The following is a 25,736-nucleotide window of genomic DNA, read 5'->3' on the forward strand; positions in this document are numbered from 1 at the left end:
GGCGCATTAAAAAATGCGCCTGATAATCGAGCGGACACGCCTCAGGCCTGTCCGCTTTTTTTACGCCATTAGCGCGCGTCGATCACCACCCACATCGGGCCCTGGCCCACGGCATAGCGCCCGACATCACGCAGCAGGCCCTGCGCGCCTTCAATCGCATGCACAGAAATATGGTGCGATTTCTGCCCGGCGGCGATCAGGAATTTACCGCTGTGGTCGATATTAAAGCCGCGCGGCTGGGTTTCGGTCGGGTGGAACCCTTCCACCGCCAGCACGCTGCCGTCTTCGGAGACGCTGAACACCGTCACGATGCTGGCGGTACGGTCGCAGGTGTAGAGGTGGCGGCCATCCGGGGTGATATGAATATCTGCCGCCCAACGGGTATCGGCAAAGTCCGGCGGCATAATGTCCAGGGTCTGGATGCATTCAATTTTGCCGTTCGGCGACTGTAGCGCCCAGACGTCGACGGTGCCATTCAGCTCGTTCACGCTGTAGGCAAACTGCTGATTCGGGTGGAACGCCATATGACGTGGGCCTGCGCCTTCCACGGTGGTCAGTTCCGCCGGGGTCTGCGCAGTCAGGTTGCCGTCATCGCTCACGGTAAACAGGCAAATGCGATCCTGCTTCAGGGCAGGCACCAGCAGGGTGCGATTATCCGGGGAAATGTTCGCGGAGTGGCAGCCATCCAGCCCTTCCACCACATCCACCACCTCGCCAGGGATACCGTCGTTGAGCGGCGTGACGCTAACGCAGCCAGCGCCATAAGAGCCGCTGAACAGGAATTTGCCGTGATGATCGGTGGAAATATGGGTCGGGCTGCCGGGCAGCGCCGCTTCCGCTTCAAAGGTTAACGTGGCTTCGTCCGGGGAGATGCGATACGCGATGACGCGAAATTCAGGGCGCACGCCAACGTAGAGGTAACGCTTATCCGGGCTGATGACCATCGGCTGCACCTGGCCTGGCACATCGACCACCTGCAACAGCGTGAGCTCGCCCGTTGGGTTAAGACGCCAGACGTGGATCTGCTGGCTTTCCGGGCTGGCGGTATAAACGGTTTGTTTCATGAATACTCCTTTCCTCACGTGAGCGTTAAGTCTTCAAAAGGGTAGCGCGTTTTGTCGCAATGTGCCGAAGGCGAAACGGTGATTTTGACCCGGCGCGGTTGCGGTGTACCATCAACCGAACCTTTTCTGAACAATACCTGACGGGAATCTGCCCATGCGCTATCGTGTCATCGCCCTTGATTTAGACGGAACCCTGCTTACGCCGCAAAAGACCATCTTGCCGGAATCGCTGGAAGCGCTAAAGCGCGCGCGCGAAGCAGGTTATCAGGTGCTGATTGTCACCGGTCGCCATCATGTCGCCATCCATCCTTTTTATCAGGCGCTGGCGCTGGATACACCTGCTATTTGTTGTAATGGCACTTATTTGTATGATTATCATGCAAAAAAGGTGCTTGCATCCAATCCTATGCCCGCCGTTGAAGCCCGGCAATTGATTGATGTGCTGGAGCAACACCAGGTTCACGGCCTGATGTATGTAGACAACGCCATGCTGTACCAGTTGCCGACCGGGCACGTCCTGCGCACCGAAAACTGGGCGCGCAGTTTACCGGAACATCAGCGTCCGGTGTTTTTGCAGGTGCCTTCCCTGCGCGAAGCGGCGCAGCAGGCCGACGCCATCTGGAAATTCGCGCTCACCGATCACGATCTGGGCAGGCTGCATGAGGTAGTGGCGCATATTGAAGAACAATTTGGCTTTGCCTGCGAATGGTCGTGGCACGATCAGGTGGACGTGGCGCTGGCGGGCAACAGCAAAGGCAACCGCCTGGCGCAATGGGTCGAGTCCCAGGGCATGACCATGCAGGACGTGGTGGCCTTCGGCGACAACTATAACGATTTAAGTATGCTGGAGCGCGCCGGGCTCGGCATCGCCATGGGCAACGCCGACCAGGCGATTAAAGATCGCGTCAACACGGTGATTGGCCTGAATACCGAGCCGAGCATCGCCGAGGCGATTTATCAGCACCTGCTGTGATCAGGCGGTAATCGACACGCTTTTGATCTGCGCGTACAGCCACTGGCCCGCTTTGATACTCAGTTCATCCCGCGCCCAGGGGCTGATGCGCGCCCACAGCGTCCGGGTGCCGACGTCCAGCTGCACTTCCACCTGCCCGTCATCATCCAGCAGATTGACCACTTTCGCCCGCAGTACGTTGCGGATGCTGCTGTTAACCGGGGGTTGCAATACCAGCGACACATCCGACGCCTGAATGCGAATACGCAGCGTTGATTGCAACGGCTTATCGATGCGGTTGACCCAGATATGCTGATCGCCCAGCGCCAGCGCGGTCATGGCGTAATGGGGATGGTGCTCCAGCACGCTGACTTTCAGCACGCTGCTTTGCTGTTCGCGCGGCAGCCATGGGTGCATCACCGTGCTGCCCCATACCGATTCCAGGCTGCCAAACGCCTTGACGCTGCCGTTATCCAGCACCAGCACGTTATCGGCAAGCTGGACGATCTCTTCCAGCGAATGGCTGACGTAGAGCATGGGGGTCTGGATCTCGCGCGTCAGCCGCTGGAGATAAGCCAGCAATTCGCGTTTGCGCGGAATATCCAGCGAGGCCAGCGGCTCGTCTAGCAGCAGCAGCTCCGGCGCGGTTAACAGCGCGCGGCCAATCGCTACCCGCTGCTTTTCGCCGCCGGAGAGCGCGCCGGGCAAGCGATCCAGCAGAGGCTCAATGCCGAGCAGCGCCACCAGCTTATCGAACTGCCCGGCCATGGACTTCGCCATGCCGTAGCGCAGGTTTCCGCTCACTTTATAGTGCGGGAACAGGCGCGCATCCTGGAATACATAGCCGACCCGGCGTTTTTCCGGTGGCAGGAAAATCTTTTGTTCCGCGTCGCTCAGTACCCGGCCATTAAGCGCAATCCGCCCGGATTCAGGACGGGTTAGCCCGCCAATGGCGTTAATCAGCGAGGTTTTACCCGCGCCGGAAACGCCGAAAACCGCCGTCACGTCCTGGCCCGGCAGGGTTTCATTGATATTCAGATGATGGCTGCCCAGCGTCTGGGAAAAATTGAGTTCCAGCATGATCAGTTCCCCATCCGCTTACGGCTAACGCGGGCCAGCCATTCGGCGATCATCAGCGACATCACCGCCAGCACGATGGAAATCAGGCACAGCCGCGCCGCCGCGCTTTCGCCCCCCGGCGTCTGGATCAGGGTATACATGGCGGAAGGAATGGTGCGGGTTTCGCCAGGAATATTGGACACAAAGGTAATGGTCGCGCCGAACTCGCCCAGCGAGCGGGCAAAGGCCAGTACAGTACCGGCGATAATGCCGGGTAAGGTCAGGGGCAAGGTGATAGTGAAAAACACCCGCCAGCGGCCTGCGCCGAGGGTGCGCGCCGCCTGCTCGAGTTTTAAATCTACCGCTTCCAGCGCCAGGCGGATCGCGCGCACCATCAGCGGGAATGACATGACGCCGGCGGCCAGTACCGCGCCGCGCCAGCTAAAGGCGAAGGTGAGACCAAACCAGTCGTACAGCCACTGGCCAATAAACCCGCGCCGCCCCATCGCCACCAGCAGCAAATACCCGACCACAACGGGCGGCAGCACCAGCGGCAGATGGATCAGGCTATCGAACAGCGATTTGCCCGGGAAGCTGCATCTTACCAGCACCCAGGCACACAGGATCCCGAAGGGCAAACTGATCATTACTGCAATCGATGAGACTTTGAGGCTCAGCAACACGGCCTGCCATTCGGGTTCCGTTAAGATCATGAGTGGGTGGTAAATCCGTATCGTTTAAAGATTGCCGCTGCCTGCGGCCCTTTCAGGTAATCGTAAAACGCCTTCACCTCGGCGTTATTATGCCCGTCGATGATGGCCATGGGGTATTCCACTTTTTTGTGGGAATCTTCCGGGAAGGTGCCCACCACTTTCACGCCTTTACCGGCAACCGCGTCAGAGCCGTAAACGATGCCGAGCGGCGCTTCGTTACGCTCCACCAGCGCCAGCGCGCCGCGCACGTCTTCCGCCGGGGCCAGGCTTGGGCTGACTTTATCCCACGCGCCGAGCTTTTGCAGCGCTTCTTTGGCGTAAATGCCTGCCGGAACATGCTCTGGATCGCCCACCGCCAGACGGCCGCCTTTCAGCAGGCTCTGCCAGTCGGTTTTCTGGTTAATGGCGATATCACCTTGTTGGCTCGCTTTCGGCGCCACCACCACCAGACTGTTGCCCAGCAGCGTTTCGCGGCTGGCGGTGTCGATGGATTTTTTATCACTGGCGTAATCCATCCATTTCTGGTCGGCGGAGATAAACAGATCCGCCGGTGCGCCCGCTTCAATCTGACGCGCCAGCGTCGATGAAGAAGCAAATGAGGATACCACGTCCACCTGCTTCTCTTTTTTATACTGGGCCGCAATGTCCTGCATTGCGTTAGTCAGGGACGCCGCCGCAAAGACGGTGATTTTGCCGTCAGCCGCCAGGGTTTGTGTCGCCAGCCCTAAAGACAACGCCATACCCGCCGTCAGTTTTAACCATTTGTTCGCCATGTGCTTCTCCATTGAGCATCGTTATGTAGCGAGAAATATAACGGTGCACATCAGATATTCAAAGCATTAATCGGCAAAATGTGAGGGGACTTGAGAGAAAACGCCCGGATAAACCGGGCGTTAGGGGAATCAGTGCTGCTGCTTTGAGCGGTCTTTGTGACCAATGGTGGAGAAGACGTTAAATACTTCGCCCAGGCCATAAATCAAACCCAGGATGATAGCCATCACCACGGGCACCATGATTACGGCAAACACCAGACTTTTCAACAACTCTAACATGGTAGCCTCCAGAATACAGGGAGCGTTATTTTAACGTCCCTCATAAAAAACGCACTCTCCTTTTTGTGCCATTTGCGTCGTCGTCCGGCTTTCAGTCACAATAGCCGTTTTACCAGGAGCCGGATATGCAAGCGGAAATTCTTCTTACTCTTAAACTCCAGCAGCGCCTGTTTGCTGACCCGCGACGCATTGCGCTGCTTAAACAAATAGAACATACCGGTTCAATTAGCCAGGGCGCGAAGCTCGCCAACATCAGTTATAAGAGCGCCTGGGACGCCATCAACGAGATGAACCAGCTCAGCGACCAGCCGCTGGTGGACCGGGCGACCGGTGGCAAAGGCGGCGGCGGCGCGGTAGTGACGGCTTACGGCAAGCGCCTGATCCAGCTCTACGATCTGCTGGGGCAAATCCAGCAGAAAGCCTTCGACGTGCTGAGCGATGACAGCCTGCCGCTGGACAGCCTGCTGGCGGCGATCTCGCGGTTTTCTCTGCAAACCAGCGCCCGTAACCAGTGGTTCGGCACCGTGACGCATCGCGATCGCCACTCGGTACAGGAACATCTCACCATTTTACTGGCGGATGGCGTCACCCGATTAAACGCGGCGATTACCACGCGCAGCGCGCAGCGGCTCGGGCTGGAGAATGGCCGGGAAGTATTGGTGCTGCTGAAAGCGCCCTGGGTGCATATCACCCGCGACGCGGCCCAGGCAGCGGGCGCGGACAACCAGCTCGCTGGAGTTATTAGCGCGGTTGAACACGCCGGGGAGCAGAGTGAAGTGGTCGTTACCGTGGCTGGTGGGCAGCGGGTGTGCGCCACGTTGACGGCTGCACAGGTCGCGGCGCTCAATCCAGAAGAAGGTGCTGAGGTCACAGCATTTTTTAATGCCGATTCCTTGATCGTCGCCACGCTGTGCTAAAACCCCGCGTCCGGTTGACAATTCCGGGCGCGCGACGTATCCCTGATGCTTATTTGCTGCAAAAAATGGGATAACACATGTCAGTATTGCATATTTCGCAAGGCACGTTTCGTATTGGCGATACCCGTACCCTTGAACTTGCCGGGCTAACCCTGCGCGCCGGTGAAAGCTGGGCGTTTGTGGGTGCCAACGGCAGCGGGAAATCAGCGCTGGCCCGGGCGCTCGCGGGGGAGCTGCCGCTGCTGAAAGGCCAGCGCGAATGCGCTTTCCAGCGCATCGTGCGCGTGTCATTTGAGCAGTTGCAAAAGCTGGTCAGCGAAGAGTGGCAGCGTAATAACACTGATTTGCTCAGCCCCGGCGAAGAGGATACCGGGCGCACTACCGCGCAAATAATTCAGGAAGAGATCCACGATCCTGCGCGCTGCCAGCTGCTCGCGGAACGCTTCGGCATTAGCCATCTGCTTGAGCGGCGCTTTAAATATCTCTCTACCGGAGAAACCCGCAAAACCCTGCTGTGCCAGGCCTTGATGCCCGATCCGGATCTGTTGATCCTGGATGAGCCGTTCGACGGCCTGGACGTGCACTCCCGTGAGCAGCTTGCCCAGCTGTTGGGCCAGTTACACCAGCAGGGCCATACCCTGGCGCTGGTATTAAACCGCTTTGACGAGATCCCGGCGTTTGTCGAAAACGCTGGCGTGCTGGCGGACTGCGTACTGACTGAGGTGGGGAAAAAAGCGCAACTGCTGGAGCAGGCGCTGATCGCCCAGCTGGCGCACAGTGAAAAGCTGGCGGGCGCAACCCTTCCCGAACCCGATGTGATCACGCCGGTGACGCTGGCGGCAGACGCCCCGCGTATCGTGCTGCGCGATGGCGTGGTGTCGTATAACGATCGCCCGATTTTGCATAAGCTGAGCTGGACGGTAAATCCCGGCGAACACTGGCAAATTGTCGGGCCGAACGGCGCGGGCAAATCTACTCTGCTGAGCCTGATTACCGGCGATCATCCCCAGGGCTACAGTAACGATTTAACCCTGTTTGGCCGCCGTCGTGGCAGCGGCGAAACCATCTGGGATATCAAAAAGCATATTGGCTATGTCAGCAGCAGCTTGCATCTTGATTACCGGGTCAGCACCACGGTACGAAATGTGATTATTTCCGGCTATTTCGATTCTATCGGCATCTATCAGGCGGTGTCGGATCGTCAGCGTAAGCTCACCCGCCAGTGGCTGGATATTCTCGGCATCAGCGACAAGATGGCCGACGCGCCGTTCCAGAGTCTCTCCTGGGGGCAGCAGCGGCTGGCGCTGATCGCCCGCGCGCTGGTCAAACACCCCACCCTGCTGATCCTCGATGAGCCGTTACAGGGGCTCGATCCGCTTAACCGCCAGTTGGTACGGCGCTTTGTCGATGTGCTGATCGGCGAAGGCACCACCCAACTGCTGTTTGTCTCACACCACGCGGAAGACGCGCCGGACTGTATTACCCATCGCCTGACCTTTGTGCCGGACGGTGAAGTTTACCGTTATCAATTCGCCGCACTGAAATAGTCAGGACAAGGGCGCGACACGCGCCCATTTTCAGACTTGCCGCACCTTCCCGCTGCTAATACCTTGTTTTAAAATCATTTATCAGGGAAATGAATCAACGTGATAATTTAGTGTAAACGATTCCACTATTTTATCCGATATCACAGTTTACTACCGTCTGTTATGCTAGGATTAATACATACCATAAGCGTAATGGAGCGAAAGATGAGAGTTTTAGTAACGGGTGGTAGCGGTTACATAGGCAGTCATACCTGCGTGCAACTGCTGCAAAACGGCCACGACGTCATCATTCTTGATAATCTCTGCAACAGTAAACGCAGCGTGTTACCGGTTATTGAAACCCTGGGCGGCAAACAGCCGATGTTTATCGAAGGGGATATTCGCAACGAAAGCCTGCTGACCGAAATTCTGCACGATCACGCCATTGATACCGTGATCCATTTCGCCGGGCTGAAGGCCGTGGGCGAATCCGTCGCAAAGCCGCTCGAATATTACGATAACAACGTCAACGGCACGCTGCGCCTGATTTCCGCCATGCGCGCCGCCAACGTGACCAATTTTATTTTCAGCTCGTCCGCCACGGTGTACGGCGACCAGCCCAAAATCCCCTACGTGGAAAGCTTCCCTACCGGCACGCCGCAAAGCCCGTATGGCAAAAGTAAGCTGATGGTGGAACAAATCCTCACTGACCTGCAAAAAGCCAGCCCGCAATGGAGCATCGCGCTGCTGCGCTATTTCAACCCGGTCGGCGCGCACCCGTCAGGCGATATGGGCGAAGACCCGCAGGGCATCCCGAATAACCTGATGCCGTATATCGCCCAGGTGGCGGTAGGCCGCCGCGACTCGCTGGCGATTTTCGGCAATGACTACCCGACCCAGGACGGCACCGGCGTGCGCGATTACATCCACGTGATGGACCTGGCCGACGGCCATGTCGCCGCGATGCAGCAGTTAGCGGGCAAACCGGGCGTGCATATTTACAACCTCGGCGCGGGCGTCGGCAGCAGTGTGCTGGATGTGGTTAACGCCTTCAGCAAAGCCTGCGGCAAGCCGGTGAATTACCACTTTGCGCCGCGCCGCGACGGCGATCTCCCGGCCTACTGGGCCGACGCCAGCAAAGCGGATAAAGAACTGAACTGGCGCGTCACGCGCACGCTGGATGAAATGGCCCAGGACACCTGGCGCTGGCAATCGCGCCATCCGCAAGGTTATGCAGATTAAGGAACGCTGATGGAAAAGTTTAACCCGGTCGATCATCCGCATCGCCGCTATAACCCGCTCAGCGGGCAATGGATCCTGGTTTCGCCGCACCGTGCCAAGCGCCCCTGGCAGGGCGCTCAGGAGACGCCGTCAAGCCAGGTGCTGCCGTCCCACGATCCCGACTGCTTCCTGTGCCCGGGTAATGTGCGGGTTACCGGCGATAAAAACCCGGACTACACCGGCACGTACGTTTTTACCAACGATTTTGCAGCGCTGATGACCGATACGCCGGATGCGCCGGAAACTCAGGATCCGCTGATGCGCCTCGAAAGCGCGCGCGGCACCAGCCGGGTGATTTGCTTCTCGCCGGATCACAGCAAAACGCTGCCGGAACTCACCGTCGCTGCGCTGGAAGAGGTGGTCAGCACCTGGCAGACGCAAACCGAAGAGCTGGGTAAAACCTATCCGTGGGTGCAGGTGTTTGAGAACAAAGGCGCGGCGATGGGCTGCTCCAACCCGCATCCGCATGGCCAGGTGTGGGCTAACAGCTTCCTGCCCAACGAAGCGGCGCGGGAAGATAAGCTGCAGCGCGAGTATTTTGCCGAACAGGGCCGCCCGATGCTGGTGGACTACGTTCAGCGCGAGCTGGCGGACGGCAGCCGCACCGTGGTAGAAACCGAGCACTGGCTGGCCGTGGTGCCTTACTGGGCGGCCTGGCCGTTTGAAACCCTGCTGCTGCCGAAAGCGCACGTCACACGCATTACCGAACTGAGCGACGACCAGCGCCGCGACCTGGCGCTGGCGCTGAAAAAACTCACCAGCCGCTATGACAACCTGTTTAAGTGCTCCTTCCCCTATTCCATGGGATGGCACGGCGCGCCGTTTACCGCAGACGATGCCGCGCCCTGGCAGTTGCATGCCCATTTCTACCCGCCGCTGCTGCGCTCCGCCACGGTGCGCAAATTTATGGTGGGCTATGAAATGCTGGCCGAAACCCAGCGTGATTTAACCGCTGAGCAAGCTGCCGAGCGCCTGCGCGCAGTAAGCGACATCCACTTTCGCGAGTCCGGAGAATAACAATGAGTCTGAAAGATAAAACCCAATCCCTGTTTGCTGACGCGTTCGGCTACCCTGCCACCCATACCATTCAGGCACCGGGGCGCGTCAACCTGATTGGCGAGCACACCGACTATAACGACGGTTTTGTGCTGCCCTGCGCCATTGATTATCAGACCGTGATTAGCTGCGCGGCCCGTGATGACCGCCAGGTGCGGGTCATTGCCGCCGATTATGACAATCAAATCGATGAGTTTTCTCTGGATGCGCCGATCCTCAGCCACGATTCCCAGCAGTGGTCTAACTACGTGCGCGGCGTGGTGAAGCATCTGCAACAGCGCAACCGCAATTTCGGCGGCGCGGACCTGGTGATCAGCGGCAACGTGCCGCAGGGCGCGGGATTAAGCTCGTCGGCATCGCTGGAAGTGGCGGTCGGCACCGTGTTCCAGCAGCTTTATCATCTGCCGCTGGACGGCGCGCAAATCGCCCTTAACGGCCAGGAAGCGGAAAACCAGTTTGTTGGCTGTAACTGCGGGATTATGGATCAGCTGATTTCCGCGCTGGGTAAAAAAGATCATGCCCTGCTGATCGACTGCCGCTCTCTGGGCACCAAAGCGGTGCCGATGCCGGAAGGCGTGGCGGTGGTCATTATCAACAGTAACTTTAAACGTACCCTGGTGGGCAGCGAATACAACACCCGCCGCGAGCAGTGCGAAACCGGCGCGCGTTTCTTTACCCAGAAAGCGCTGCGCGATGTGAAGCTGGAGCAGTTCAACGCGGTGGCGAACGAGCTGGACCCGGTTGTTGCGAAACGCGTACGTCACGTGCTGACTGAAAACGCCCGTACCGTTGAAGCCGCAGACGCGCTGGCGCGCGGCGATCTGAAACGCATGGGCGTGCTGATGGCGGAATCTCACGCCTCGATGCGTGATGATTTTGAAATCACCGTCCCGCAGATCGACACCCTGGTAGAGATCGTTAAAGACGTGATTGGCGACGAAGGCGGCGTGCGTATGACCGGCGGCGGCTTCGGCGGCTGCATCGTGGCGCTGATGCCGGACGCGTTAGTCCCCGCGGTTAAAGAGGCCGTCGCTAATCAGTACCAGGCGAAAACGGGCATTAAAGAAACCTTTTATGTGTGCAAAGCATCAGAAGGAGCCGGACAGTGCTAAGAGAAACCACGGCGCTCGCCCCTGACGGGCTGCCCTATCGGCTCACCACCCTGCGCAACAGCGCGGGGATGGTGGTCACATTAATGGACTGGGGCGCGACGCTGTTATCCGCACGGGTGCCGATGAGCGACGGTACGGTGCGTGAAACCCTGCTGGGCTGCCCCTCGCCGGAAGAGTGGCAAAACCAGACCGCCTTTTTAGGCGCCAGCATTGGCCGCTACGCCAACCGCATCGCCAAATCGACCTTTACCCTGGATGGCGAAACCTACACGTTAACGCCAAGCCAGGGCGAAAACCAGCTGCACGGCGGGCCGGAAGGTTTTGATAAACGCCGCTGGCTGATCGAACGCAAGAATGAATCGGAAGTGGTGTATACCCTCACCTCTGTGGATGGCGATCAGGGATTTCCTGGCGAAGCGCGCGCATGGGCGCATTACACCCTGACGCAGGATAACCAGCTGGTGATTGAATACCGCGCCACGGTGGATAAACCTTGCCCGGTGAACCTGACCAATCACGCCTATTTCAACCTGGATGGCGTGCAGGGCGATGTGCGCAATCACCGCCTGCAACTTTTTGCCGACGCCTATTTGCCGGTAGACAGCATGGGCATTCCAACGCGCGATCTGACTAAAGTGGCGCTGACCAGCTTTGATTTCCGCCAGCCGAAAACTATCGCCCAGGATTTTATGAGCGATGCCGATCAGCAGCAGGTCAAAGGCTACGATCACGCGTTTTTATTGCAGGCCAAAGGCGACCTGTCCCGGCCGGCGGCGCATCTCTGGTCAAGCGATGACAAACTGCAGATGACGGTATTTACCACCGCTCCTGCCCTGCAATTTTACTCAGGGAATTTCCTGGAAGGCACACCGGCGCGCGAGCAAGGCAATTATTCCGCCTGGCAAGGGCTGGCGCTGGAAAGCGAATTCCTGCCGGATAGCCCGAACCATCCGGAATGGCCGCAGCCGGACTGCATCCTGCGCCCTGGCGAAGCGTATCGCAGCGTGACGATTTATCAGTTCAAACCGCAATAACCGCTAAGCCCTCCTTTTATGGAGGGCTTTTTTTCGCCACATCGCTGATTTTCTGCTCTTTACACGACAAAATCATAACCCTGACGTCACAACCGCCTTACACTCTGCCGCTATTTTCGCTATGTTAGAGAATTAGCATTGCCGCTGTCGCGAGCACGGCAATATAATGATTATCGTTATCATTTAACCCAGGAGTATATCTATGGCTGTTACTAAGCTGGTACTGGTTCGTCACGGTGAAAGTCAGTGGAACAACGAAAACCGCTTCACCGGTTGGTATGACGTAGACCTGTCTGAAAAAGGGGTGGGCGAAGCCAAAGCGGCGGGCAAGCTGCTGAAAGAAGAAGGCTTCAGCTTTGATTTTGCTTATACCTCTGTGCTGAAACGTGCCATCCACACTCTGTGGAATGTTCTGGATGAGCTGGACCAGGCGTGGTTGCCGGTTGAGAAGTCCTGGAAACTCAACGAACGCCACTACGGCGCGCTGCAGGGCCTCAACAAAGCGGAAACCGCAGAAAAATACGGTGACGAGCAGGTTAAACAGTGGCGTCGCGGCTTTGCGGTAACCCCGCCGGAACTGACCCGTGACGATGAGCGTTATCCGGGCCACGATCCGCGTTATGCAAAACTGACCGAGAAAGAGCTGCCGCTGACTGAGAGCCTGGCGCTGACTATCGATCGCGTGATCCCGTACTGGAATGAATCTATTCTGCCGCGCCTGAAAAGCGGCGAGCGCGTAATCATCGCTGCACACGGCAACTCCCTGCGCGCGCTGGTGAAATACCTCGACAATATGGGCGAAGACGAAATTCTGGAACTGAATATCCCGACCGGCGTGCCGTTGGTATATGAGTTCGACGAAAACTTCAAACCGATCAAGCACTACTATCTGGGTAACGCTGACGAGATCGCGGCGAAAGCTGCGGCGGTAGCCAACCAGGGTAAAGCGAAGTAAGTCGCTACCGAATACGAAAAAGGCGTGGTAGCGACCACGCCTTTTTTATTGCCGCGATTCGCTTAGGCGCGACGCGCTTTCACCGCTGCAGCCAGTTGGTTCAACAGCGTTTCGGTGTCGTCCCAGCCGATGCAGGCGTCGGTCACGCTTTTGCCGTACACCAGCGGTTCGCCGCTGTCCAGGCTCTGGTTGCCTTCCACCAGATGGCTTTCAATCATCACGCCCATAATGGCTTTATCACCGTTGGCGATCTGTTGGCATACGTCCGCGCCCACTTCCATCTGCTTCTGGAACTGTTTGCAGGAGTTGGCATGGCTGAAATCGATCATCACCTGTGGGGTTAAACCCGCTTTGGTCAGGCCGGTTTTGACTTCCGCCACATGCGCTGCGCTGTAGTTCGGCTCTTTGCCGCCGCGCAGAATGATATGGCAGTCGCCGTTGCCGCTGGTGTTGACGATAGCAGAATGGCCCCACTTGGTTACCGACAGGAAGCAGTGCGGCGCGCTGGCGGCGTTGATGGCGTCAATGGCCACTTTAATGGTGCCGTCGGTGCCGTTTTTGAAACCAACCGGGCAGGAAAGACCCGATGCCAGTTCGCGGTGTACCTGAGATTCAGTGGTACGCGCGCCAATGGCTCCCCAGCTCATCAAATCCGCCAGGTATTGCGGCGTAATCATATCCAGGAACTCGCCAGCGGCCGGTAAGCCAGAGTCGTTGATGTCCAGCAGCAGTTTACGGGCGATACGCAGGCCGTCATTAATCTGGAAAGAGTTATCCATATGCGGATCGTTAATCAGCCCTTTCCAGCCCACCGTGGTACGCGGCTTTTCAAAATAGACACGCATGACCACTTCCAGCTCGCCTTTCAGGCTTTCGCGCAGGTTCAGCAGGCGGGCGGCATACTCTTTCGCGGCTTTAGGATCGTGAATGGAGCACGGGCCGATCACCACCAGCAGACGATCGTCCTGGCCTTTCAGGATCTGATGAATAGCCTGACGTGACTGAGAAACGGTTTCAGCGGCTTTTTCGGTGGCGGGAAACTTTTCTAACAGTGCAACAGGGGGTAATAACTCATTGATAGTATTGATTCGTAAGTCGTCGTTCTGATAATTCATGATCTTTCCAGTGGAGCTCAACAATTTCGAGTAAGTGCAATCCCTTCAATCTATCTCGTCACGCCCGAAGTGTAAACGCGCTTTTACACTTCGGGCAGAAAATTCCTGGAAATAAGCTAATAAACGCCAGAAAGTAGCGAAAAGCGCGATCGAGTCTACAATTTTTACTTGTAACCACTCTGTTTTTGCCTTTTTCTAAAATTGCATGCTGACTTATTACCGAGCTGCAAATTTTTTAACTTAGCTTCAGATTATTGCCAGCACAATCTGACGTAACGTTGGAAGAAAGCTTTCCAGCACAATGACTAAAACAGGAGCATGACGATGAACAAACTGACTGCATTGATTCTTAGCGCAACGCTCTCTTTAGCCAGTGGCGCGGCTCTGGCCGCAGACAATAACGCCGGTTCCAGCGACAATACCGGCACCGCTAACGCTGCGGCAAGCGCAGGGGTAGGCACGCCGGAAGCAAAAGAAAACGTCGCGCCAAAAGGTGTTGATAATAATGATATCAATACCGGCAATAAAAATATGAGCAACGCCGGCACCACCGGCACCAATACGGGCACTTCCGGTACCGGGACCACCGGGACAGGCACTGGCGGCACCATGCTGCATCCTGACTCCAGCAGCACCAACAGTGCAACCTCTACCGGCCCAACCTCATCCGATGAGATCCATAAAAACACCCAGTGTAAAGACGGTAAATGTCCTGACGTAAACGACAAAGTCGAGACTGGCCAGGGTGGCGATAACGTCAACCCCAACACTGACGGCACCACTCACTAATAAACAGTGATTGATACAAAGGAGAGCTTTCGCTCTCCTTTATTTTTGGTAACTTAACCTGATCATTCATGGATGCTAACAAGAAATCAGGTAGCTATGGCCCACTCACATTCTCATTCACCCGCTTCTGACAGCAACGGCAACAGCAAAAGGCTGCTGGCTGCGTTTGTCGTTACCGCCACCTTTATGCTGCTGGAGGTCATCGGCGGTTTGATTTCCGGCTCGCTGGCCCTGCTCGCCGACGCCGGACATATGTTCACGGACGCCGCTGCGCTGCTGTTCGCCTTTCTCGCGGTTTATTTCGCCCGCCGCCCGCCGAATAATCAGCATACTTTCGGCTGGCTGCGGCTGACCACGCTGGCCGCATTTATTAACGCCATCGCGCTGGTGCTGATCACCGTGCTGATTGTGTACGAGGCGTTTGTACGTTTTTATCATCCACAGCCGATTGCCGGGAAGACCATGATGGTGATTGCCGTCGCCGGACTGTTCGCCAATCTGCTGGCATTTTGGATCCTGCATCGCGGCAGCGAAGAGAAAAATATGAACGTGCGCGCCGCTGCGCTGCATGTGTTGGGGGATTTGCTGGGTTCGGTGGGGGCGATTATCGCCGCGCTGGTGATCCTGTGGACCGGCTGGACCCCGGTCGACCCGATACTCTCGGTGCTGGTGTCGTGCCTGGTATTGCGCAGCGCCTGGCGATTACTTAAAGAAAGCGTGAACGAACTGCTGGAAGGCGCGCCAAAAGCGCTGGATATCGCGGCGCTGAAGCGCAACCTCAGCCGTTCAATTCCTGAAGTGCGCGACGTGCATCATGTGCACATCTGGCTGGTGGGCGAAAAACCGGTGATGACGCTGCATGTTCAGGTGATCCCGCCGCACGATCATGACGCGCTGTTAAGCCGCATTCACCATTTCCTGGAACATGAGTATCACGTTGAACATGCAACGGTGCAGATGGAATACCAGCCCTGTAGCGGGCCGGATTGCCATCTGTACCAGTCAACGCCGGACGCGCATCACCATCATCATTAACTCAGCGCCCGTGAGCCGTGCTCGCGGGCTGATTTAATCCACATCCGGCTGCCGTTCAGGGCGATAAAGGTCAGAATCATATATTCGAGAGACATCGCCAGCACGCCCTGCAACGCGAAGATCACCACGCTGATGACGTTAATAATCACCCACAGTAGCCAGTTCTCGACGTATTTACGGGTCATCAGGATCATCGCCACAATCGACAGCACCATCATGCAGGAATCCCAGAACGGGAAAGCATCTGGCTGAAGTTCCGGTTGGGTCACGTTAAGGCCCAGCGCCTGCATAATAGATACCGCGACGCGGGTCAGGAAACCAAACACCGGATCGATATACACGGTCATCAAACCAATCGCCACCACGCAGGCGGCCAGCCAGCCCATGGCTTTCGGCAACGGTAGCCAGCGAATTTTTAGCAGCGCTTCGTTGTTGTTGGTCTGCCGGGACCAGGCGTACCAGCCGTAGATATTGGCAACAAAGAAGAAGAGCTGGAGCAGCAGGCTGGCGTATAGCTGGATCTGAAAAAAAATCACCGCAAACAGCGTGACGTTAATCAGCCCAAAGAAGTAGTTGATGATTTTCTCGAGGCTCGCCAGCCAGATACACAGCAGCCCGGCGACGGTGCCAATCGCTTCTATCCATGACAAGGAATAACCGCCGGTGCCAATCGGAATGTGAACCAGGATATTCTGAACGCTAAAAAAATCCATATTTTCCCCAAAGCGTACTGTGATACGCGTCGTTTATTAACATTATTAACGACGTAGTGTAGCCGCAAAATCCAACATGCGGTTAAGCGGCACCAACGCGCCTTCACGCAGCGCGGCATCCACATGGATCTCATGGGCGCTACCGCCCGCTTCCAGCCCTTCTGCGATGGCCTGAAGGCCGTTCATCGCCATCCACGGGCAGTGGGCGCAGCTGCGGCACGTCGCCCCCTCACCCGCCGTCGGCGCTTCCAGCAGCTCTTTCTCCGGACAGGCCTGCTGCATTTTGTAGAAGATCCCGCGATCGGTGGCCACGATCAGCTGCGGGTGCGGCAGCGTTTTGGCGGCAGCAATAAGCTGGCTGGTTGAACCCACCGCATCGGCCATATCGACAATCGCCTGCGGGGATTCCGGATGCACCAGCACTGCGGCCTGCGGATAGAGTGCTTTCATACGCGTCAGCGCCTGGGTTTTAAACTCATCATGAACGATACAGGCACCCTGCCAGCACAGAACGTCTGCGCCAGTCTGCTTTTGCACGTAATTGCCGAGATGACGGTCCGGGGCCCAGATAATTTTTTCGCCCAGGCTGTCGAGATGCTCGATTAACTCCACCGCGATACTGGAGGTCACCACCCAGTCGGCGCGCGCTTTCACTGCTGCCGAAGTGTTGGCGTAAACGACCACGGTGCGATCCGGGTGCGCATCGCAGAACGCGCTGAACGCCTCAATCGGGCAGCCTAAATCCAGCGAGCATTCCGCCTGCAAAGTCGGCATCAGGATGGTTTTTTCCGGGCTGAGGATTTTGGCGGTTTCGCCCATAAACCGCACGCCTGCAACCAGCAACGTCGAGGCGGGATGATTTGCGCCAAAGCGCGCCATTTCCAGCGAATCTGAAATGCAGCCACCGGTCTCTTCCGCCAGCGCCTGGATTTCCGGGTCGGTGTAATAATGCGCCACCATCACGGCATCGCGCTGTTTCAGCAGGCGTTTGATTTTCTCTTTATAGAAAATCTTTTCGTCATCGCTTAGCGGGCGCGGTTTGGGCGGGAATGGGTAAATGGCATCTTCAGGTCTAAACATTACGCTCATCATGCAATCTCGTTTTGCTGGCTGAACCATTTAGTGGTTACAGCGCCTGATTCCTGCCTGAAAAGGCAGGATTGTTTTATATGCTAAACAAGATAGCCGATCGCGCAGCAAAAGTCGTGGGGAAATTGCACGGGTACAGTAATCTGGTTTTTTATTAACTCTGATATTACCCACCATATTTTGGGATGGCTGAAAAGGCCATTTTCGCGCCTTTAAGAATGTTCTGTGTTTCAACGAGTAAACATAAAAGTAACAATTTTATCCGCCCGGGATGAGGCGGTATTTTTGTTGAGTAAAGGACCGGCTCGCCCAGGGAAAAATACAAACGGCACATAAAAAGGATTAACAACAATGAAAAAGGTATCTCTGGCAATTTTATTGGTAGGCGGGATGGTAAGTGGCGCAGCGCTGGCTGATAACCATACGTTTTCAGTAGGTTATGCGCAAAGCAAGGTTGAGGATTTCAAAAATATCCGTGGCGTTAATGTTCAGTACCGTTATGAATTTGATTCGCCAGTAAGCTTCCTGGGTTCTTTCACCTATATGAAAGGCGATGATGACCAGAATTATTATCTCGCCTCAGACTATATTGAGAACCACGTTGAAGCGAAATATTACTCCCTGTTAGTGGGGCCGGCTTATCGTATTAATGAGTATGTTTCTCTGTATGCGCTGGGCGGCGTTGCGCGCTCAAAAGCGGAAGGCCGTACCACCTGGCATAACGCGGGTGACGGCTATGTTGGCCGCGACAGCATTTCTGAGAAATCCACCTCATTTGCCTATGGCGCAGGGGTGATTTTTAACCCGGTAGAAAACTTCTCGGTTAACGTGGGGTATGAAGGAACCAATGCGGACCTGGAAGGCAGCCGCTCAATCAACGGCTTTAACGTTGGCGTGGGTTACCGCTTCTAATCGTTGTATGGACTACAGATAGCAAAAAAGCGCCTTTAGGGCGCTTTTTTGCATTGGTGGGTCGTGCAGGATGACTCGCTTCGCCTCGCCCTTCGGGCCGTCGCCGCAAGCGGCTCCGTTGTCTCACTTCGTGAGACCCGAACCTGCTGCAGGTTCGAATCTTGTCTATCGCAGATAGCAAAAAAGCGCCTTTAGGGCGCTTTTTTGCATTGGTGGGTCGTGCAGGATGACTCGCTTCGCTCACCCTACGGGCCGTCGCCGCAAGCGGCTCCGTTGTCTCACTTCGTGAGACCCGAACCTGCTGCAGGTTCGAATCTTGTATATCGCAGATAGCAAAAAAGCGCCTTTAGGGCGCTTTTTTGCATTGGTGGGTCGTGCAGGATTCGAACCTGCGACCAATTGATTAAAAGTCAACTGCTCTACCAACTGAGCTAACGACCCTTTCGGGAAATGCTGCCGCAGATTATTTTCAGAGTGGTGGGTCGTGCAGGATTCGAACCTGCGACCAATTGATTAAAAGTCAACTGCTCTACCAACTGAGCTAACGACCCCTACAGGGTCACATCTGAATGCGGGTAAAACTTAATATTGGCGGGTCGCGCAGAATGACTCAGCTTCGCCTCGCCCTTCGGGCCGTTGCTGACGCAACGTTATCCTTCACGCTTTACTACTGCTTTCCACCTAAATATTGGTGGGTCGTGCAGGATTCGAACCTGCGACCAATTGATTAAAAGTCAACTGCTCTACCAACTGAGCTAACGACCCAAGTGGTGGGTGATGACGGGCTCGAACCGCCGACCCCCTCCGTGTAAAGGAGATGCTCTACCAACTGAGCTAATCACCCACTGAGGCACTACTAATACTTTAATTGGTGGGTCGTGCAGGATGACTCGGCTTCGCCTCGCCCTTCGGGCCGTTGCTGACGCAACGTTATCCTTCACGTTTTGCTACTGCTTTCCACCTTGATAGTGGTGGGTCGTGCAGGACTCGAACCTGCGACCAATTGATTAAAAGTCAACTGCTCTACCAACTGAGCTAACGACCCACTTTTTGCCACCTCGGGTTTGTTTCATATCCCTCGGCAACGGCGGCATATATTACTGATTTCAGAATCAGGCGCAACAAAAATTTCGATAGAGATCACTTAACTGCTTAAGTTTCACACGGTGAGACCAGAAAAACCGCATTCTGGTCGAACCCTGAACTATTGCATTGCACTTAAGCGTTTCTGCGCCTGTTTCGCGCCATCGGTATTGGGATATTTACTGATGACTTGCTGATACACCGCTTTGGCTTTCGCGCTATCGCCTTTGTCCTGCATGATCAGGCCCACTTTATACATGGCGTCAGAGGCTTTCGGTGATTTCGGGTAGTTTTTCACCACCGAGGCGAAGTAATACGCCGCATCGTCTTTCTTACCCTTGTTGTAATTCAACTGCCCAAGCCAGTAGTTGGCGTTCGGCTGATACGTTGAATCCGGGTACTTTTTCACAAAGTTCTGGAATGCCGCGATAGCGTCATCCTGGCGTGACTTATCCTGCACTAATGCGATAGCCGCATTGTAGTCGGTATTCGCATCACCGCTTTGCACCGGCGCGCCTGTGCTGGCAGCAGGCGCGTTTGCCGCGCTGTCGCCAGCGGCTGCGCCAGCGTTGTTCTGCGCGCTGGTATCGCCGGACTGTGCGGCTGCACCGCCGTTACTAAGGCTATCTATCTGCAACAACAGCTGCTTCTGACGCTCGACAACCTGATTCAACTGATACTGGCTTTCCTGAATCTGACCGCGCAGGGAATCAATATCATTCTGGTTATCGGTGAGTTGCTGCTGGAGTTGGGTTAAAAGCTGACTGTGAGCGTTAGAGATACGCTCAAGTTGCGTGACACGGTCTTCAACCGAGCCTGAGCCGACACTACTGATTGGCGCCTGAGCAAAAGCGGCCCAGGGGGCCGCTATGCCAACCAGTAACGACAGACTCATCAGATGATGTCTGAAGTTACTGTTCATGCGATTCTCTTAGTAAACCAGTACGGCACGACGGTTTTTAGCGTAAGCCGCTTCGTCATGACCGAGAACGGCAGGTTTTTCTTTACCGTAAGAAACGATGGAGATCTGATCAGCAGAAACGCCTTTACCCTGCAGGTACATCTTAACGGCGTTAGCACGACGTTCACCCAGGGAGATGTTGTACTCAGGCGTACCACGTTCGTCCGCGTGACCTTCTACGGTGACTTTGTAAGACGGGTTGCTACGCAGGAAGTTAGCGTGAGCATCCAGCATTGCAGCGAAGTCAGAACGGATGTCGTACTTATCCAGATCGAAGTAAACGATGTTGTTCTGCTGCAGCTGCTGCATTTGCAGACGCGCTTGCTCTTCAGAAGACATGTTGCCGCTGCCGTTAGCGTCCATACCAGTGCCGGCGCCGTTCAGCATGCCGCCTTCGCTGCCATCGTTGCTTGCATTCTTGTTAGAAGAACACGCTGCGATTGCCATTACAGGCAGAGCGATCATCAGCCCTTTCAGCACTTTGTTCAGTTGCATTTCAATGATTCCTTTAGTAATCAATTAATTATTATTACAGATACGGCGACCAGGCAGGGAATTTGACCTGTCCATCAGTAGCCGGAAGACGCGCTTTGAAACGCCCATCTGTTGAAACCAAATTCAGCACAGATCCCATCCCCTGAGAAGAGCTGTAGATTACCATCGTGCCGTTAGGTGCCAGACTTGGCGTTTCATCCAGGAACGTTGACGACAGAGTTTGTACGCCGCCCGTTACCAGATCCTGTTTAGCAATGTGCTGAGCGCCGCCGTTGGAGCTCACCATCACCATAAATTTGCCATCAGCGCTTACGTCCGCATCCTGGTTCTGAGAACCTTCCCAGGTGATACGCTGCGGCGCGCCGCCGTTAACGCTAACCTTGTAAACCTGCGGACGACCCGCCTGGTCAGAGGTATAGGCCAGAGTCTGGCTATCCGGGAACCAGGTTGGTTCGGTGTTGTTGCTGCGACCGTCGGTAACCTGACGGATCTGACCAGAGCCAATATCCATCACGTACAGGTTCAGGCTACCGGTTTTAGACAGCGCGAACGCCAGTTTGGAGCCGTCTGGCGAGAAGGCCGGAGCACCGTTGTGACGCGGGAAGGAAGCCACCTGACGCACGGCGCCGTTGGCCAGCGTCTGGATAACCAGCGCAGAACGACCGCTTTCGAAGGTTACGTAAGCCAGTTTAGAACCGTCCGGAGACCAGGCCGGGGACATCAGCGGCTGCGGCGAACGGTGCACCACGAACTGGTTGTAGCCATCGTAGTCGGATACGCGCAGCTCATACGGGAACTGGCCGCCGTTAGTCTGTACAACGTAGGCGATACGGGTACGGAACGCGCCTTTGATACCGGTCAGTTTTTCGAACACTTCGTCACTCGCCGTGTGGCCCGCATAGCGCAGCCACTGCTTGTTCACTTTGTAAGAGTTCTGAGCCAGCACGGTGCCCGGCGCGCCGCCGGTATCCACCAGCTGATACGCCACGGTATAGCTGCCGTCGCCGTTTGGTGTCACCTGCCCTACCACCACGGCGTCAATGCCCAGTGCCGACCATGCGGCAGGCTGGACTTCCTGAGCGGAGCCCGGCTGCTGCGGCAGACGTGAACGGTCCAGTGGATTAAATTTACCGCTGTTGCGAAGGTCAGCCGAAACAATACCGCCGACATCCTCCGGCGCAGCGCCCGGGCCTGCCCATTTAAATGGAGCAACACCAATCGGACGTGCTGAATCCACCCCTTCGGTGATTTCAATACGCACTTCTGCATGCAGCACCGCTGCCCACAGCATCAAAAAGCTTAATGCTACTCGTAATGCCTGCTTCATCATTTCTCCCTTACCCGGACATAATGCCCACGATAATTTAGCAGAATGTTAACAAACCCAAATTTTAAACCTACATGACCACTTTAGTTTAGAGCCAGAGGCGTAAACTGAAAGTCTCGATCACAGCTTGAACACCAGCGTAGCGTCTTTGACACGTTCATAGACCTCTTTGCTGGGCGGTACCGGCATATTGGCGGCACGCGCCGCGTTCAACGCCGCAGCACATAACTCTGGATCGCCGCCTTTCGATTCAATATTGCTCAATGAGCCGTCAGGTCTCAAAGAGATATGTAAATCGCAAGACTTACCGGCAAGCAAATCTGCGTTATAAAGTTTGCTTTTAACAGCCACTTTAATCTGATTTGTATACCGGCTGATATCAGCATTACTCGCGCCGCTATCGCCGTTGGTCTTATTATTCCCCTGACCCGCAGCGGATGCCGTGTTTCCTTTATTACCGCCCCCGGTTTTCGGCGCATTCTTACCTGAACTTAAATCACCGAACAGGTCGTCAACGTCAGAGGCTGCCGCTTTGGCCGCTGCGGCTTTTTCTGCCGCTGCTTTGGCTGCTGCCGCTTTTTTCTCGGCGGCGGCTTTTTCAGCGGCCGCTTTCTTGTCCGCCGCCGCTTTGGCTGCTGCAGCTTTCTCGGCGGCGGCCTTCTCTGCTGCCGCTTTCTCTGCGGCAGCCTGTTTAGCGGCTTCGGCCTGGGCTTTCTTCTCTGCGTCGGCAGCGGCTTTGGCTTGCGCTTTTTTCTCGGCTTCTGCGGCGGCTTTCGCGGCTTCAGCTTCGGCTTTCTTCTTCGCGTCCGCGGCGGCTTTTGCTGCCTCGGCTTCCGCTTGTTTCTTCGCGGCGGCAGCGGCTTTAGCCGCGTCTTCCTGCGCTTTCTTCGCGGCGTCTGCGGCCGCTTTGGCCTGCGCGTCCGCCTGCGCTTTGGCGTCAGCGGCGGCTTTCGCGGCGGCGGCTTCAGCCTGCTTCTGCTGTTCCTGAGCCCGTTTCGCCGCTTCTTCAGCCTGTTTCTGCTGCTCAGCCTGCTCGCGGGCGTTTTCCTGCGCCTGCAAGCGCTCTTTTTCCAGGTCCTTCAAACGTTGCTGCTCAGCCGCCTGCTTTTCACGTAACTCTTCTGCCTGCTGCTGGGCTTGCTTTTCACGCTGCTCGGCAGCCTGTTTCGCGCTGGCGCGCTGCTCCTGCTCACGATTGTACTGATTTACCACGGCACCCGGATCGACCATGACGGCATCAATTGCCGAGCCGCCACCGCCGCCTGCGCTGGCGTCAATGTTTTCGTCAAACGAGCTCCAGATCAGTATTGCAATCAGGATGATATGCAGCACCACTGAAATGATGATCGCTCGTCTCAGCTTGTCGTTCTGTTCGGTTGCCTTTGACACTCTCGGTTCCCAAAAACTTTTCGCCTGTTAAGCGGATTTTCAGATAGGCTGCGTCATTAAGCCCACAGACTTAACACCCGCCTGATGCAACAGGTTCAGCGCTTTGATGATTTCATCATAAGGCACCTCTTTGGCGCCCCCGATAAGGAAGACCGTTTTTGGATTCGCCTGCAGGCGGCGCTGCGCTTCGGCAATCACCTGCTCGGAAGGCAACTGATCCATACGATCTTTTTCAACCACCACGCTGTACTGCCCTACTCCGGACACTTCGATAATCACCGGAGGATCGTCATTAGTGCTGACGGTTTGTGAATCCATCGCATCCGGCAGATCGACTTCCACACTCTGGGTGATAATCGGCGCGGTCGCCATAAAAATCAGCAACAGCACCAACAGCACGTCCAGCAGCGGAACGATGTTGATCTCGGACTTCAGTTCGCGACGGCTCCGTCCACGAGTTCTGGCCATGGCTTACCCCTTGGTGCTCTCTGGGTTTGCGAATGCCTGACGGTGCAGGATCGCCGTGAACTCTTCCATAAAGTTGTCGTAGTTCAGTTCCAGTTTGTTCACGCGCTGGTTAAGGCGGTTGTATGCCATAACGGCAGGGATCGCCGCGAACAGGCCGATGGCGGTGGCAATCAGCGCTTCCGCGATACCCGGCGCGACCATTTGCAGCGTGGCCTGTTTCACCGCGCCCAGCGCGATAAAGGCATGCATAATCCCCCATACGGTGCCGAACAGCCCGATATACGGGCTGATAGAACCGACCGTACCGAGGAAAGGAATATGAGTTTCCAGCGTTTCCAGTTCGCGGTTCATCGAGATCCGCATTGCGCGCGACGCCCCTTCGACAATCGCTTCCGGCGCATGGCTGTTAGCGCGATGCAGACGGGCAAACTCTTTAAAACCGGCATAAAAAATCTGCTCAGAGCCCGCCAGATTTTCGCGGCGCCCCTGGCTTTCCTGATACAGACGAGATAACTCAATGCCCGACCAGAACTTATCTTCAAAAGCTTCCGCTTCACGGGTTGCGGCGTTGAGAATACGCGTTCGCTGAATAATGATGGCCCAGGATGCGATGGAAAAACCAATCAAAATCAACATGATAAATTTGACCAGAAGGCTAGCCTTCAGGAACAAATCAAGGATATTCATGTCAGTCACTGCTTGAACTCCGCGACAATAGACTTGGGAAGCGCACGAGGCTTCATTAAGAGTGGATCAACACAGACGATCAGCACCTCAGCTTCATTGAGGGTTTGCTGTTCTGCATTGACGATCCGTTGCGTGAAAACCAGGGATGTTCCACGCATCGACGTAATTTCAGTTTGAATTTCGAGCATATCGTCGAGTCGGGCAGGCGCAAAATACTCCAGCGTCATCTTGCGTACCACGAAGGCCACACGCTCCGCCATTAGTTCTTGCTGACTAAAGTGGTGGTGGCGCAGCATCTCTGTGCGTGCTCTTTCATAAAAAGCGACGTAACTGGCGTGGTAAACCACACCACCGGCGTCGGTGTCTTCGTAATAGACCCGAACCGGCCATCGAAACAGCGTTGTGCTCACTCTACATCCCGGTAATGCAAATAAACGTTGCTACTATACGCAAGAGGAAGGGGGTTTGGAATGGGTAGAGGTAAAGGGTAAGTAAAAATTTATGGGCTTGTGAAAGCCCATAATTCATAACGGTGAAATCGTGCTCAGAGGAAGAAAAACGCCAGCCCGGCGATGAGCACGATATCGGCGAGAAGCGGGCAGAACAGCGCTTGCCAGTGGATGGCCCGTGGACGAAAACCGACGCCGTGGATCACCCCGGCGCACACCGCCCACATCAGCAGCAGGCCGTGCCAGACGGTTAAGTCGCTGGTTTTGGCCGCGAAACGCGACGGGTCCCAAAACATACAACCCGCCAGCACTAACGCCATCACTAAGGAAAGGGCCCGTAACGGGCCCTTGTCCATTACCGCATACAGCTGAGCGATAATTTTACTCATCAGTGTTTTTCTTTACCGAGCTTAGCGGCCTCGACATGCTCCAGCGCCAGCGCGGTAATCACACCAAACGCACAGGCAAGAAGCGTGCCGAGAATCCATGCAAAGTACCACATA

The 25,736-nt window shown here is 55.9% G+C and carries 28 protein-coding genes, 5 tRNA genes and 2 other RNA genes; 11 read left to right on the forward strand and 24 right to left on the reverse strand.

Annotated features, from left to right (window positions below; genetic code table 11):
- Positions 1–68: 68 nt before the first annotated feature.
- Positions 69–1,064 carry a 6-phosphogluconolactonase gene (gene pgl / locus FHW74_RS13200; RefSeq protein ID WP_183170881.1) on the reverse strand — a complete coding sequence of 332 codons (996 nt, stop codon included), beginning with the start codon at positions 1,062–1,064 and terminating at the stop codon, positions 69–71.
- A gap of 154 nt (positions 1,065–1,218) precedes the next feature.
- Between pgl and FHW74_RS13205 the strand changes: the two genes are divergently transcribed.
- The gene (locus tag FHW74_RS13205) at positions 1,219–2,037 is read left to right on the forward strand and encodes a pyridoxal phosphatase (protein WP_183170882.1); all 819 of its coding nucleotides are present in this window, start codon (positions 1,219–1,221) and stop codon (positions 2,035–2,037) included.
- On the opposite strand, the gene modC is transcribed toward FHW74_RS13205, so the two are convergent.
- The 4 genes from modC to FHW74_RS13225 all read right to left on the reverse strand — a co-directional run bounded on the left by modC (position 2,038) and on the right by FHW74_RS13225 (position 4,840).
- A complete protein-coding gene (modC, locus tag FHW74_RS13210) occupies positions 2,038–3,096 on the reverse strand; it encodes a molybdenum ABC transporter ATP-binding protein ModC (protein WP_183170883.1) in 1,059 nt (352 codons plus the stop codon).
- Between the two features lie 2 nt (positions 3,097–3,098).
- Positions 3,099–3,788, reverse strand: coding sequence for a molybdate ABC transporter permease subunit (gene modB / locus FHW74_RS13215; protein WP_183170884.1), 690 nt, complete (start codon positions 3,786–3,788; stop codon positions 3,099–3,101).
- Complete coding sequence (gene modA / locus FHW74_RS13220; RefSeq protein WP_183170885.1) at positions 3,785–4,561, reverse strand: molybdate ABC transporter substrate-binding protein; 777 nt, start codon at positions 4,559–4,561, stop codon at positions 3,785–3,787. Before modA ends, modB begins: the two co-directional genes overlap by 4 nt.
- A gap of 129 nt (positions 4,562–4,690) precedes the next feature.
- Complete coding sequence (locus FHW74_RS13225) at positions 4,691–4,840, reverse strand: AcrZ family multidrug efflux pump-associated protein (protein WP_183170886.1); 150 nt, start codon at positions 4,838–4,840, stop codon at positions 4,691–4,693.
- Between the two features lie 125 nt (positions 4,841–4,965).
- Between FHW74_RS13225 and modE the strand changes: the two genes are divergently transcribed.
- From modE to gpmA, 7 genes are all read left to right on the forward strand, one after another.
- The gene (gene modE / locus FHW74_RS13230; protein ID WP_183170887.1) at positions 4,966–5,757 is read left to right on the forward strand and encodes a molybdenum-dependent transcriptional regulator; all 792 of its coding nucleotides are present in this window, start codon (positions 4,966–4,968) and stop codon (positions 5,755–5,757) included.
- 77 nt (positions 5,758–5,834) lie between these two features.
- Complete coding sequence (gene modF / locus FHW74_RS13235) at positions 5,835–7,304, forward strand: molybdate ABC transporter ATP-binding protein ModF (protein ID WP_183170888.1); 1,470 nt, start codon at positions 5,835–5,837, stop codon at positions 7,302–7,304.
- Between the two features lie 204 nt (positions 7,305–7,508).
- Complete coding sequence (gene galE, locus FHW74_RS13240; protein ID WP_183170889.1) at positions 7,509–8,525, forward strand: UDP-glucose 4-epimerase GalE; 1,017 nt, start codon at positions 7,509–7,511, stop codon at positions 8,523–8,525.
- 9 nt (positions 8,526–8,534) lie between these two features.
- Positions 8,535–9,581: a galactose-1-phosphate uridylyltransferase gene (gene galT / locus FHW74_RS13245; protein ID WP_183170890.1), complete on the forward strand. Its 1,047-nt coding sequence runs from the start codon at positions 8,535–8,537 to the stop codon at positions 9,579–9,581.
- 2 nt (positions 9,582–9,583) lie between these two features.
- Positions 9,584–10,732, forward strand: a complete 1,149-nt coding sequence (gene galK, locus FHW74_RS13250; protein ID WP_183170891.1) for a galactokinase — start codon at positions 9,584–9,586, stop codon at positions 10,730–10,732.
- A complete protein-coding gene (gene galM, locus FHW74_RS13255; protein ID WP_183170892.1) occupies positions 10,726–11,766 on the forward strand; it encodes a galactose-1-epimerase in 1,041 nt (346 codons plus the stop codon). Before galK ends, galM begins: the two co-directional genes overlap by 7 nt.
- A gap of 202 nt (positions 11,767–11,968) precedes the next feature.
- Positions 11,969–12,721 carry a 2,3-diphosphoglycerate-dependent phosphoglycerate mutase gene (gene gpmA, locus FHW74_RS13260; RefSeq protein ID WP_183170893.1) on the forward strand — a complete coding sequence of 251 codons (753 nt, stop codon included), beginning with the start codon at positions 11,969–11,971 and terminating at the stop codon, positions 12,719–12,721.
- Between the two features lie 62 nt (positions 12,722–12,783).
- On the opposite strand, the gene aroG is transcribed toward gpmA, so the two are convergent.
- Positions 12,784–13,836 (reverse strand): 3-deoxy-7-phosphoheptulonate synthase AroG, encoded by a 1,053-nt coding sequence (aroG, locus tag FHW74_RS13265; RefSeq protein ID WP_183170894.1) that lies wholly within the window; start codon positions 13,834–13,836, stop codon positions 12,784–12,786.
- Between the two features lie 318 nt (positions 13,837–14,154).
- Here aroG and FHW74_RS13270 point away from each other — a divergent pair, with 318 nt between their 5' ends.
- Both FHW74_RS13270 and zitB read left to right on the forward strand, forming a co-directional pair.
- Positions 14,155–14,625 carry a protein YbgS gene (locus FHW74_RS13270; protein WP_183170895.1) on the forward strand — a complete coding sequence of 157 codons (471 nt, stop codon included), beginning with the start codon at positions 14,155–14,157 and terminating at the stop codon, positions 14,623–14,625.
- Positions 14,626–14,721: 96 nt separating this feature from the next.
- Positions 14,722–15,660 (forward strand): CDF family zinc transporter ZitB, encoded by a 939-nt coding sequence (gene zitB / locus FHW74_RS13275; protein WP_183170896.1) that lies wholly within the window; start codon positions 14,722–14,724, stop codon positions 15,658–15,660.
- Here zitB and pnuC read toward each other — a convergent pair.
- Positions 15,657–16,373 carry a nicotinamide riboside transporter PnuC gene (gene pnuC / locus FHW74_RS13280; RefSeq protein WP_183170897.1) on the reverse strand — a complete coding sequence of 239 codons (717 nt, stop codon included), beginning with the start codon at positions 16,371–16,373 and terminating at the stop codon, positions 15,657–15,659. The two genes, zitB and pnuC, sit on opposite strands and share 4 nt — an antisense overlap.
- A gap of 45 nt (positions 16,374–16,418) precedes the next feature.
- Positions 16,419–17,462 (reverse strand): quinolinate synthase NadA, encoded by a 1,044-nt coding sequence (nadA, locus tag FHW74_RS13285; RefSeq protein ID WP_183171018.1) that lies wholly within the window; start codon positions 17,460–17,462, stop codon positions 16,419–16,421.
- Positions 17,463–17,813: 351 nt separating this feature from the next.
- On the opposite strand from nadA, the gene FHW74_RS13290 reads away from it, so the two are divergent.
- On the forward strand, positions 17,814–18,374 hold the full coding sequence (locus tag FHW74_RS13290) for an Ail/Lom family outer membrane beta-barrel protein (protein ID WP_183170898.1): 561 nt from the start codon (positions 17,814–17,816) through the stop codon (positions 18,372–18,374).
- 54 nt (positions 18,375–18,428) lie between these two features.
- On the opposite strand, the gene FHW74_RS13295 is transcribed toward FHW74_RS13290, so the two are convergent.
- The 16 genes from FHW74_RS13295 to cydX all read right to left on the reverse strand — a co-directional run bounded on the left by FHW74_RS13295 (position 18,429) and on the right by cydX (position 25,735).
- Positions 18,429–18,554, reverse strand: a non-coding RNA gene (locus FHW74_RS13295) — RtT sRNA.
- A 30-nt stretch (positions 18,555–18,584) separates the two neighbouring features.
- Positions 18,585–18,710: non-coding RNA, RtT sRNA (locus FHW74_RS13300), on the reverse strand.
- 29 nt (positions 18,711–18,739) lie between these two features.
- Positions 18,740–18,815, reverse strand: a tRNA-Lys gene (locus tag FHW74_RS13305).
- Positions 18,816–18,849: 34 nt separating this feature from the next.
- Positions 18,850–18,925: transfer RNA gene (locus tag FHW74_RS13310), tRNA-Lys, on the reverse strand.
- Between the two features lie 138 nt (positions 18,926–19,063).
- Positions 19,064–19,139, reverse strand: a tRNA-Lys gene (locus tag FHW74_RS13315).
- 3 nt (positions 19,140–19,142) lie between these two features.
- Positions 19,143–19,218 (reverse strand) — tRNA-Val (locus FHW74_RS13320).
- Positions 19,219–19,343: 125 nt separating this feature from the next.
- A tRNA-Lys gene (locus tag FHW74_RS13325) sits at positions 19,344–19,419 on the reverse strand.
- A gap of 159 nt (positions 19,420–19,578) precedes the next feature.
- Positions 19,579–20,379, reverse strand: a complete 801-nt coding sequence (cpoB, locus tag FHW74_RS13330; protein WP_183170899.1) for a cell division protein CpoB — start codon at positions 20,377–20,379, stop codon at positions 19,579–19,581.
- 9 nt (positions 20,380–20,388) lie between these two features.
- Positions 20,389–20,913, reverse strand: a complete 525-nt coding sequence (pal, locus tag FHW74_RS13335; protein ID WP_161659777.1) for a peptidoglycan-associated lipoprotein Pal — start codon at positions 20,911–20,913, stop codon at positions 20,389–20,391.
- 34 nt (positions 20,914–20,947) lie between these two features.
- The gene (tolB, locus tag FHW74_RS13340; protein WP_183170900.1) at positions 20,948–22,240 is read right to left on the reverse strand and encodes a Tol-Pal system beta propeller repeat protein TolB; all 1,293 of its coding nucleotides are present in this window, start codon (positions 22,238–22,240) and stop codon (positions 20,948–20,950) included.
- Between the two features lie 120 nt (positions 22,241–22,360).
- Positions 22,361–23,629 carry a cell envelope integrity protein TolA gene (gene tolA, locus FHW74_RS13345; RefSeq protein ID WP_183170901.1) on the reverse strand — a complete coding sequence of 423 codons (1,269 nt, stop codon included), beginning with the start codon at positions 23,627–23,629 and terminating at the stop codon, positions 22,361–22,363.
- A 39-nt stretch (positions 23,630–23,668) separates the two neighbouring features.
- On the reverse strand, positions 23,669–24,097 hold the full coding sequence (gene tolR, locus FHW74_RS13350; RefSeq protein WP_125294499.1) for a colicin uptake protein TolR: 429 nt from the start codon (positions 24,095–24,097) through the stop codon (positions 23,669–23,671).
- A 3-nt stretch (positions 24,098–24,100) separates the two neighbouring features.
- Positions 24,101–24,793, reverse strand: coding sequence for a Tol-Pal system protein TolQ (gene tolQ / locus FHW74_RS13355; protein ID WP_144129014.1), 693 nt, complete (start codon positions 24,791–24,793; stop codon positions 24,101–24,103).
- Entirely contained in the window at positions 24,790–25,194 is a 405-nt protein-coding gene (ybgC, locus tag FHW74_RS13360; RefSeq protein WP_125294501.1) for a tol-pal system-associated acyl-CoA thioesterase, read from the reverse strand. Before ybgC ends, tolQ begins: the two co-directional genes overlap by 4 nt.
- Before the next feature lie 134 nt (positions 25,195–25,328).
- Positions 25,329–25,622, reverse strand: coding sequence for a cyd operon protein YbgE (gene ybgE, locus FHW74_RS13365; RefSeq protein ID WP_125294502.1), 294 nt, complete (start codon positions 25,620–25,622; stop codon positions 25,329–25,331).
- Positions 25,622–25,735, reverse strand: a complete 114-nt coding sequence (gene cydX, locus FHW74_RS13370) for a cytochrome bd-I oxidase subunit CydX (protein WP_183170902.1) — start codon at positions 25,733–25,735, stop codon at positions 25,622–25,624. The genes ybgE and cydX overlap by 1 nt, the downstream gene beginning before the upstream one ends.
- Between the last annotated feature and the right edge of the window lies 1 nt (position 25,736).

This window comes from Atlantibacter sp. RC6, from assembly GCF_014193285.1.
Lineage (GTDB): Bacteria > Pseudomonadota > Gammaproteobacteria > Enterobacterales > Enterobacteriaceae > Atlantibacter.

Bases quoted from the DNA above. Each gene is read 5' to 3' on its own strand.
- pgl (WP_183170881.1), bottom strand. From the start codon at position 1,064: ATGAAACAAACCGTTTATACCGCCAGCCCGGAAAGCCAGCAGATCCAC.
- pnuC (WP_183170897.1), bottom strand. From the start codon at position 16,373: ATGGATTTTTTTAGCGTTCAGAATATCCTGGTTCACATTCCGATTGGC.
- galT (WP_183170890.1), top strand. From the start codon at position 8,535: ATGGAAAAGTTTAACCCGGTCGATCATCCGCATCGCCGCTATAACCCG.
- cpoB (WP_183170899.1), bottom strand. From the start codon at position 20,379: ATGAACAGTAACTTCAGACATCATCTGATGAGTCTGTCGTTACTGGTT.
- FHW74_RS13270 (WP_183170895.1), top strand. From the start codon at position 14,155: ATGACGATGAACAAACTGACTGCATTGATTCTTAGCGCAACGCTCTCT.
- pal (WP_161659777.1), bottom strand. From the start codon at position 20,913: ATGCAACTGAACAAAGTGCTGAAAGGGCTGATGATCGCTCTGCCTGTA.
- nadA (WP_183171018.1), bottom strand. From the start codon at position 17,462: ATGAGCGTAATGTTTAGACCTGAAGATGCCATTTACCCATTCCCGCCC.
- zitB (WP_183170896.1), top strand. From the start codon at position 14,722: ATGGCCCACTCACATTCTCATTCACCCGCTTCTGACAGCAACGGCAAC.
- FHW74_RS13290 (WP_183170898.1), top strand. From the start codon at position 17,814: ATGAAAAAGGTATCTCTGGCAATTTTATTGGTAGGCGGGATGGTAAGT.
- aroG (WP_183170894.1), bottom strand. From the start codon at position 13,836: ATGAATTATCAGAACGACGACTTACGAATCAATACTATCAATGAGTTA.
- galK (WP_183170891.1), top strand. From the start codon at position 9,584: ATGAGTCTGAAAGATAAAACCCAATCCCTGTTTGCTGACGCGTTCGGC.
- tolR (WP_125294499.1), bottom strand. From the start codon at position 24,097: ATGGCCAGAACTCGTGGACGGAGCCGTCGCGAACTGAAGTCCGAGATC.
- cydX (WP_183170902.1), bottom strand. From the start codon at position 25,735: ATGTGGTACTTTGCATGGATTCTCGGCACGCTTCTTGCCTGTGCGTTT.
- ybgE (WP_125294502.1), bottom strand. From the start codon at position 25,622: ATGAGTAAAATTATCGCTCAGCTGTATGCGGTAATGGACAAGGGCCCG.
- modA (WP_183170885.1), bottom strand. From the start codon at position 4,561: ATGGCGAACAAATGGTTAAAACTGACGGCGGGTATGGCGTTGTCTTTA.
- tolB (WP_183170900.1), bottom strand. From the start codon at position 22,240: ATGAAGCAGGCATTACGAGTAGCATTAAGCTTTTTGATGCTGTGGGCA.
- FHW74_RS13205 (WP_183170882.1), top strand. From the start codon at position 1,219: ATGCGCTATCGTGTCATCGCCCTTGATTTAGACGGAACCCTGCTTACG.
- gpmA (WP_183170893.1), top strand. From the start codon at position 11,969: ATGGCTGTTACTAAGCTGGTACTGGTTCGTCACGGTGAAAGTCAGTGG.
- modE (WP_183170887.1), top strand. From the start codon at position 4,966: ATGCAAGCGGAAATTCTTCTTACTCTTAAACTCCAGCAGCGCCTGTTT.
- modB (WP_183170884.1), bottom strand. From the start codon at position 3,788: ATGATCTTAACGGAACCCGAATGGCAGGCCGTGTTGCTGAGCCTCAAA.
- galE (WP_183170889.1), top strand. From the start codon at position 7,509: ATGAGAGTTTTAGTAACGGGTGGTAGCGGTTACATAGGCAGTCATACC.
- modC (WP_183170883.1), bottom strand. From the start codon at position 3,096: ATGCTGGAACTCAATTTTTCCCAGACGCTGGGCAGCCATCATCTGAAT.
- modF (WP_183170888.1), top strand. From the start codon at position 5,835: ATGTCAGTATTGCATATTTCGCAAGGCACGTTTCGTATTGGCGATACC.
- FHW74_RS13225 (WP_183170886.1), bottom strand. From the start codon at position 4,840: ATGTTAGAGTTGTTGAAAAGTCTGGTGTTTGCCGTAATCATGGTGCCC.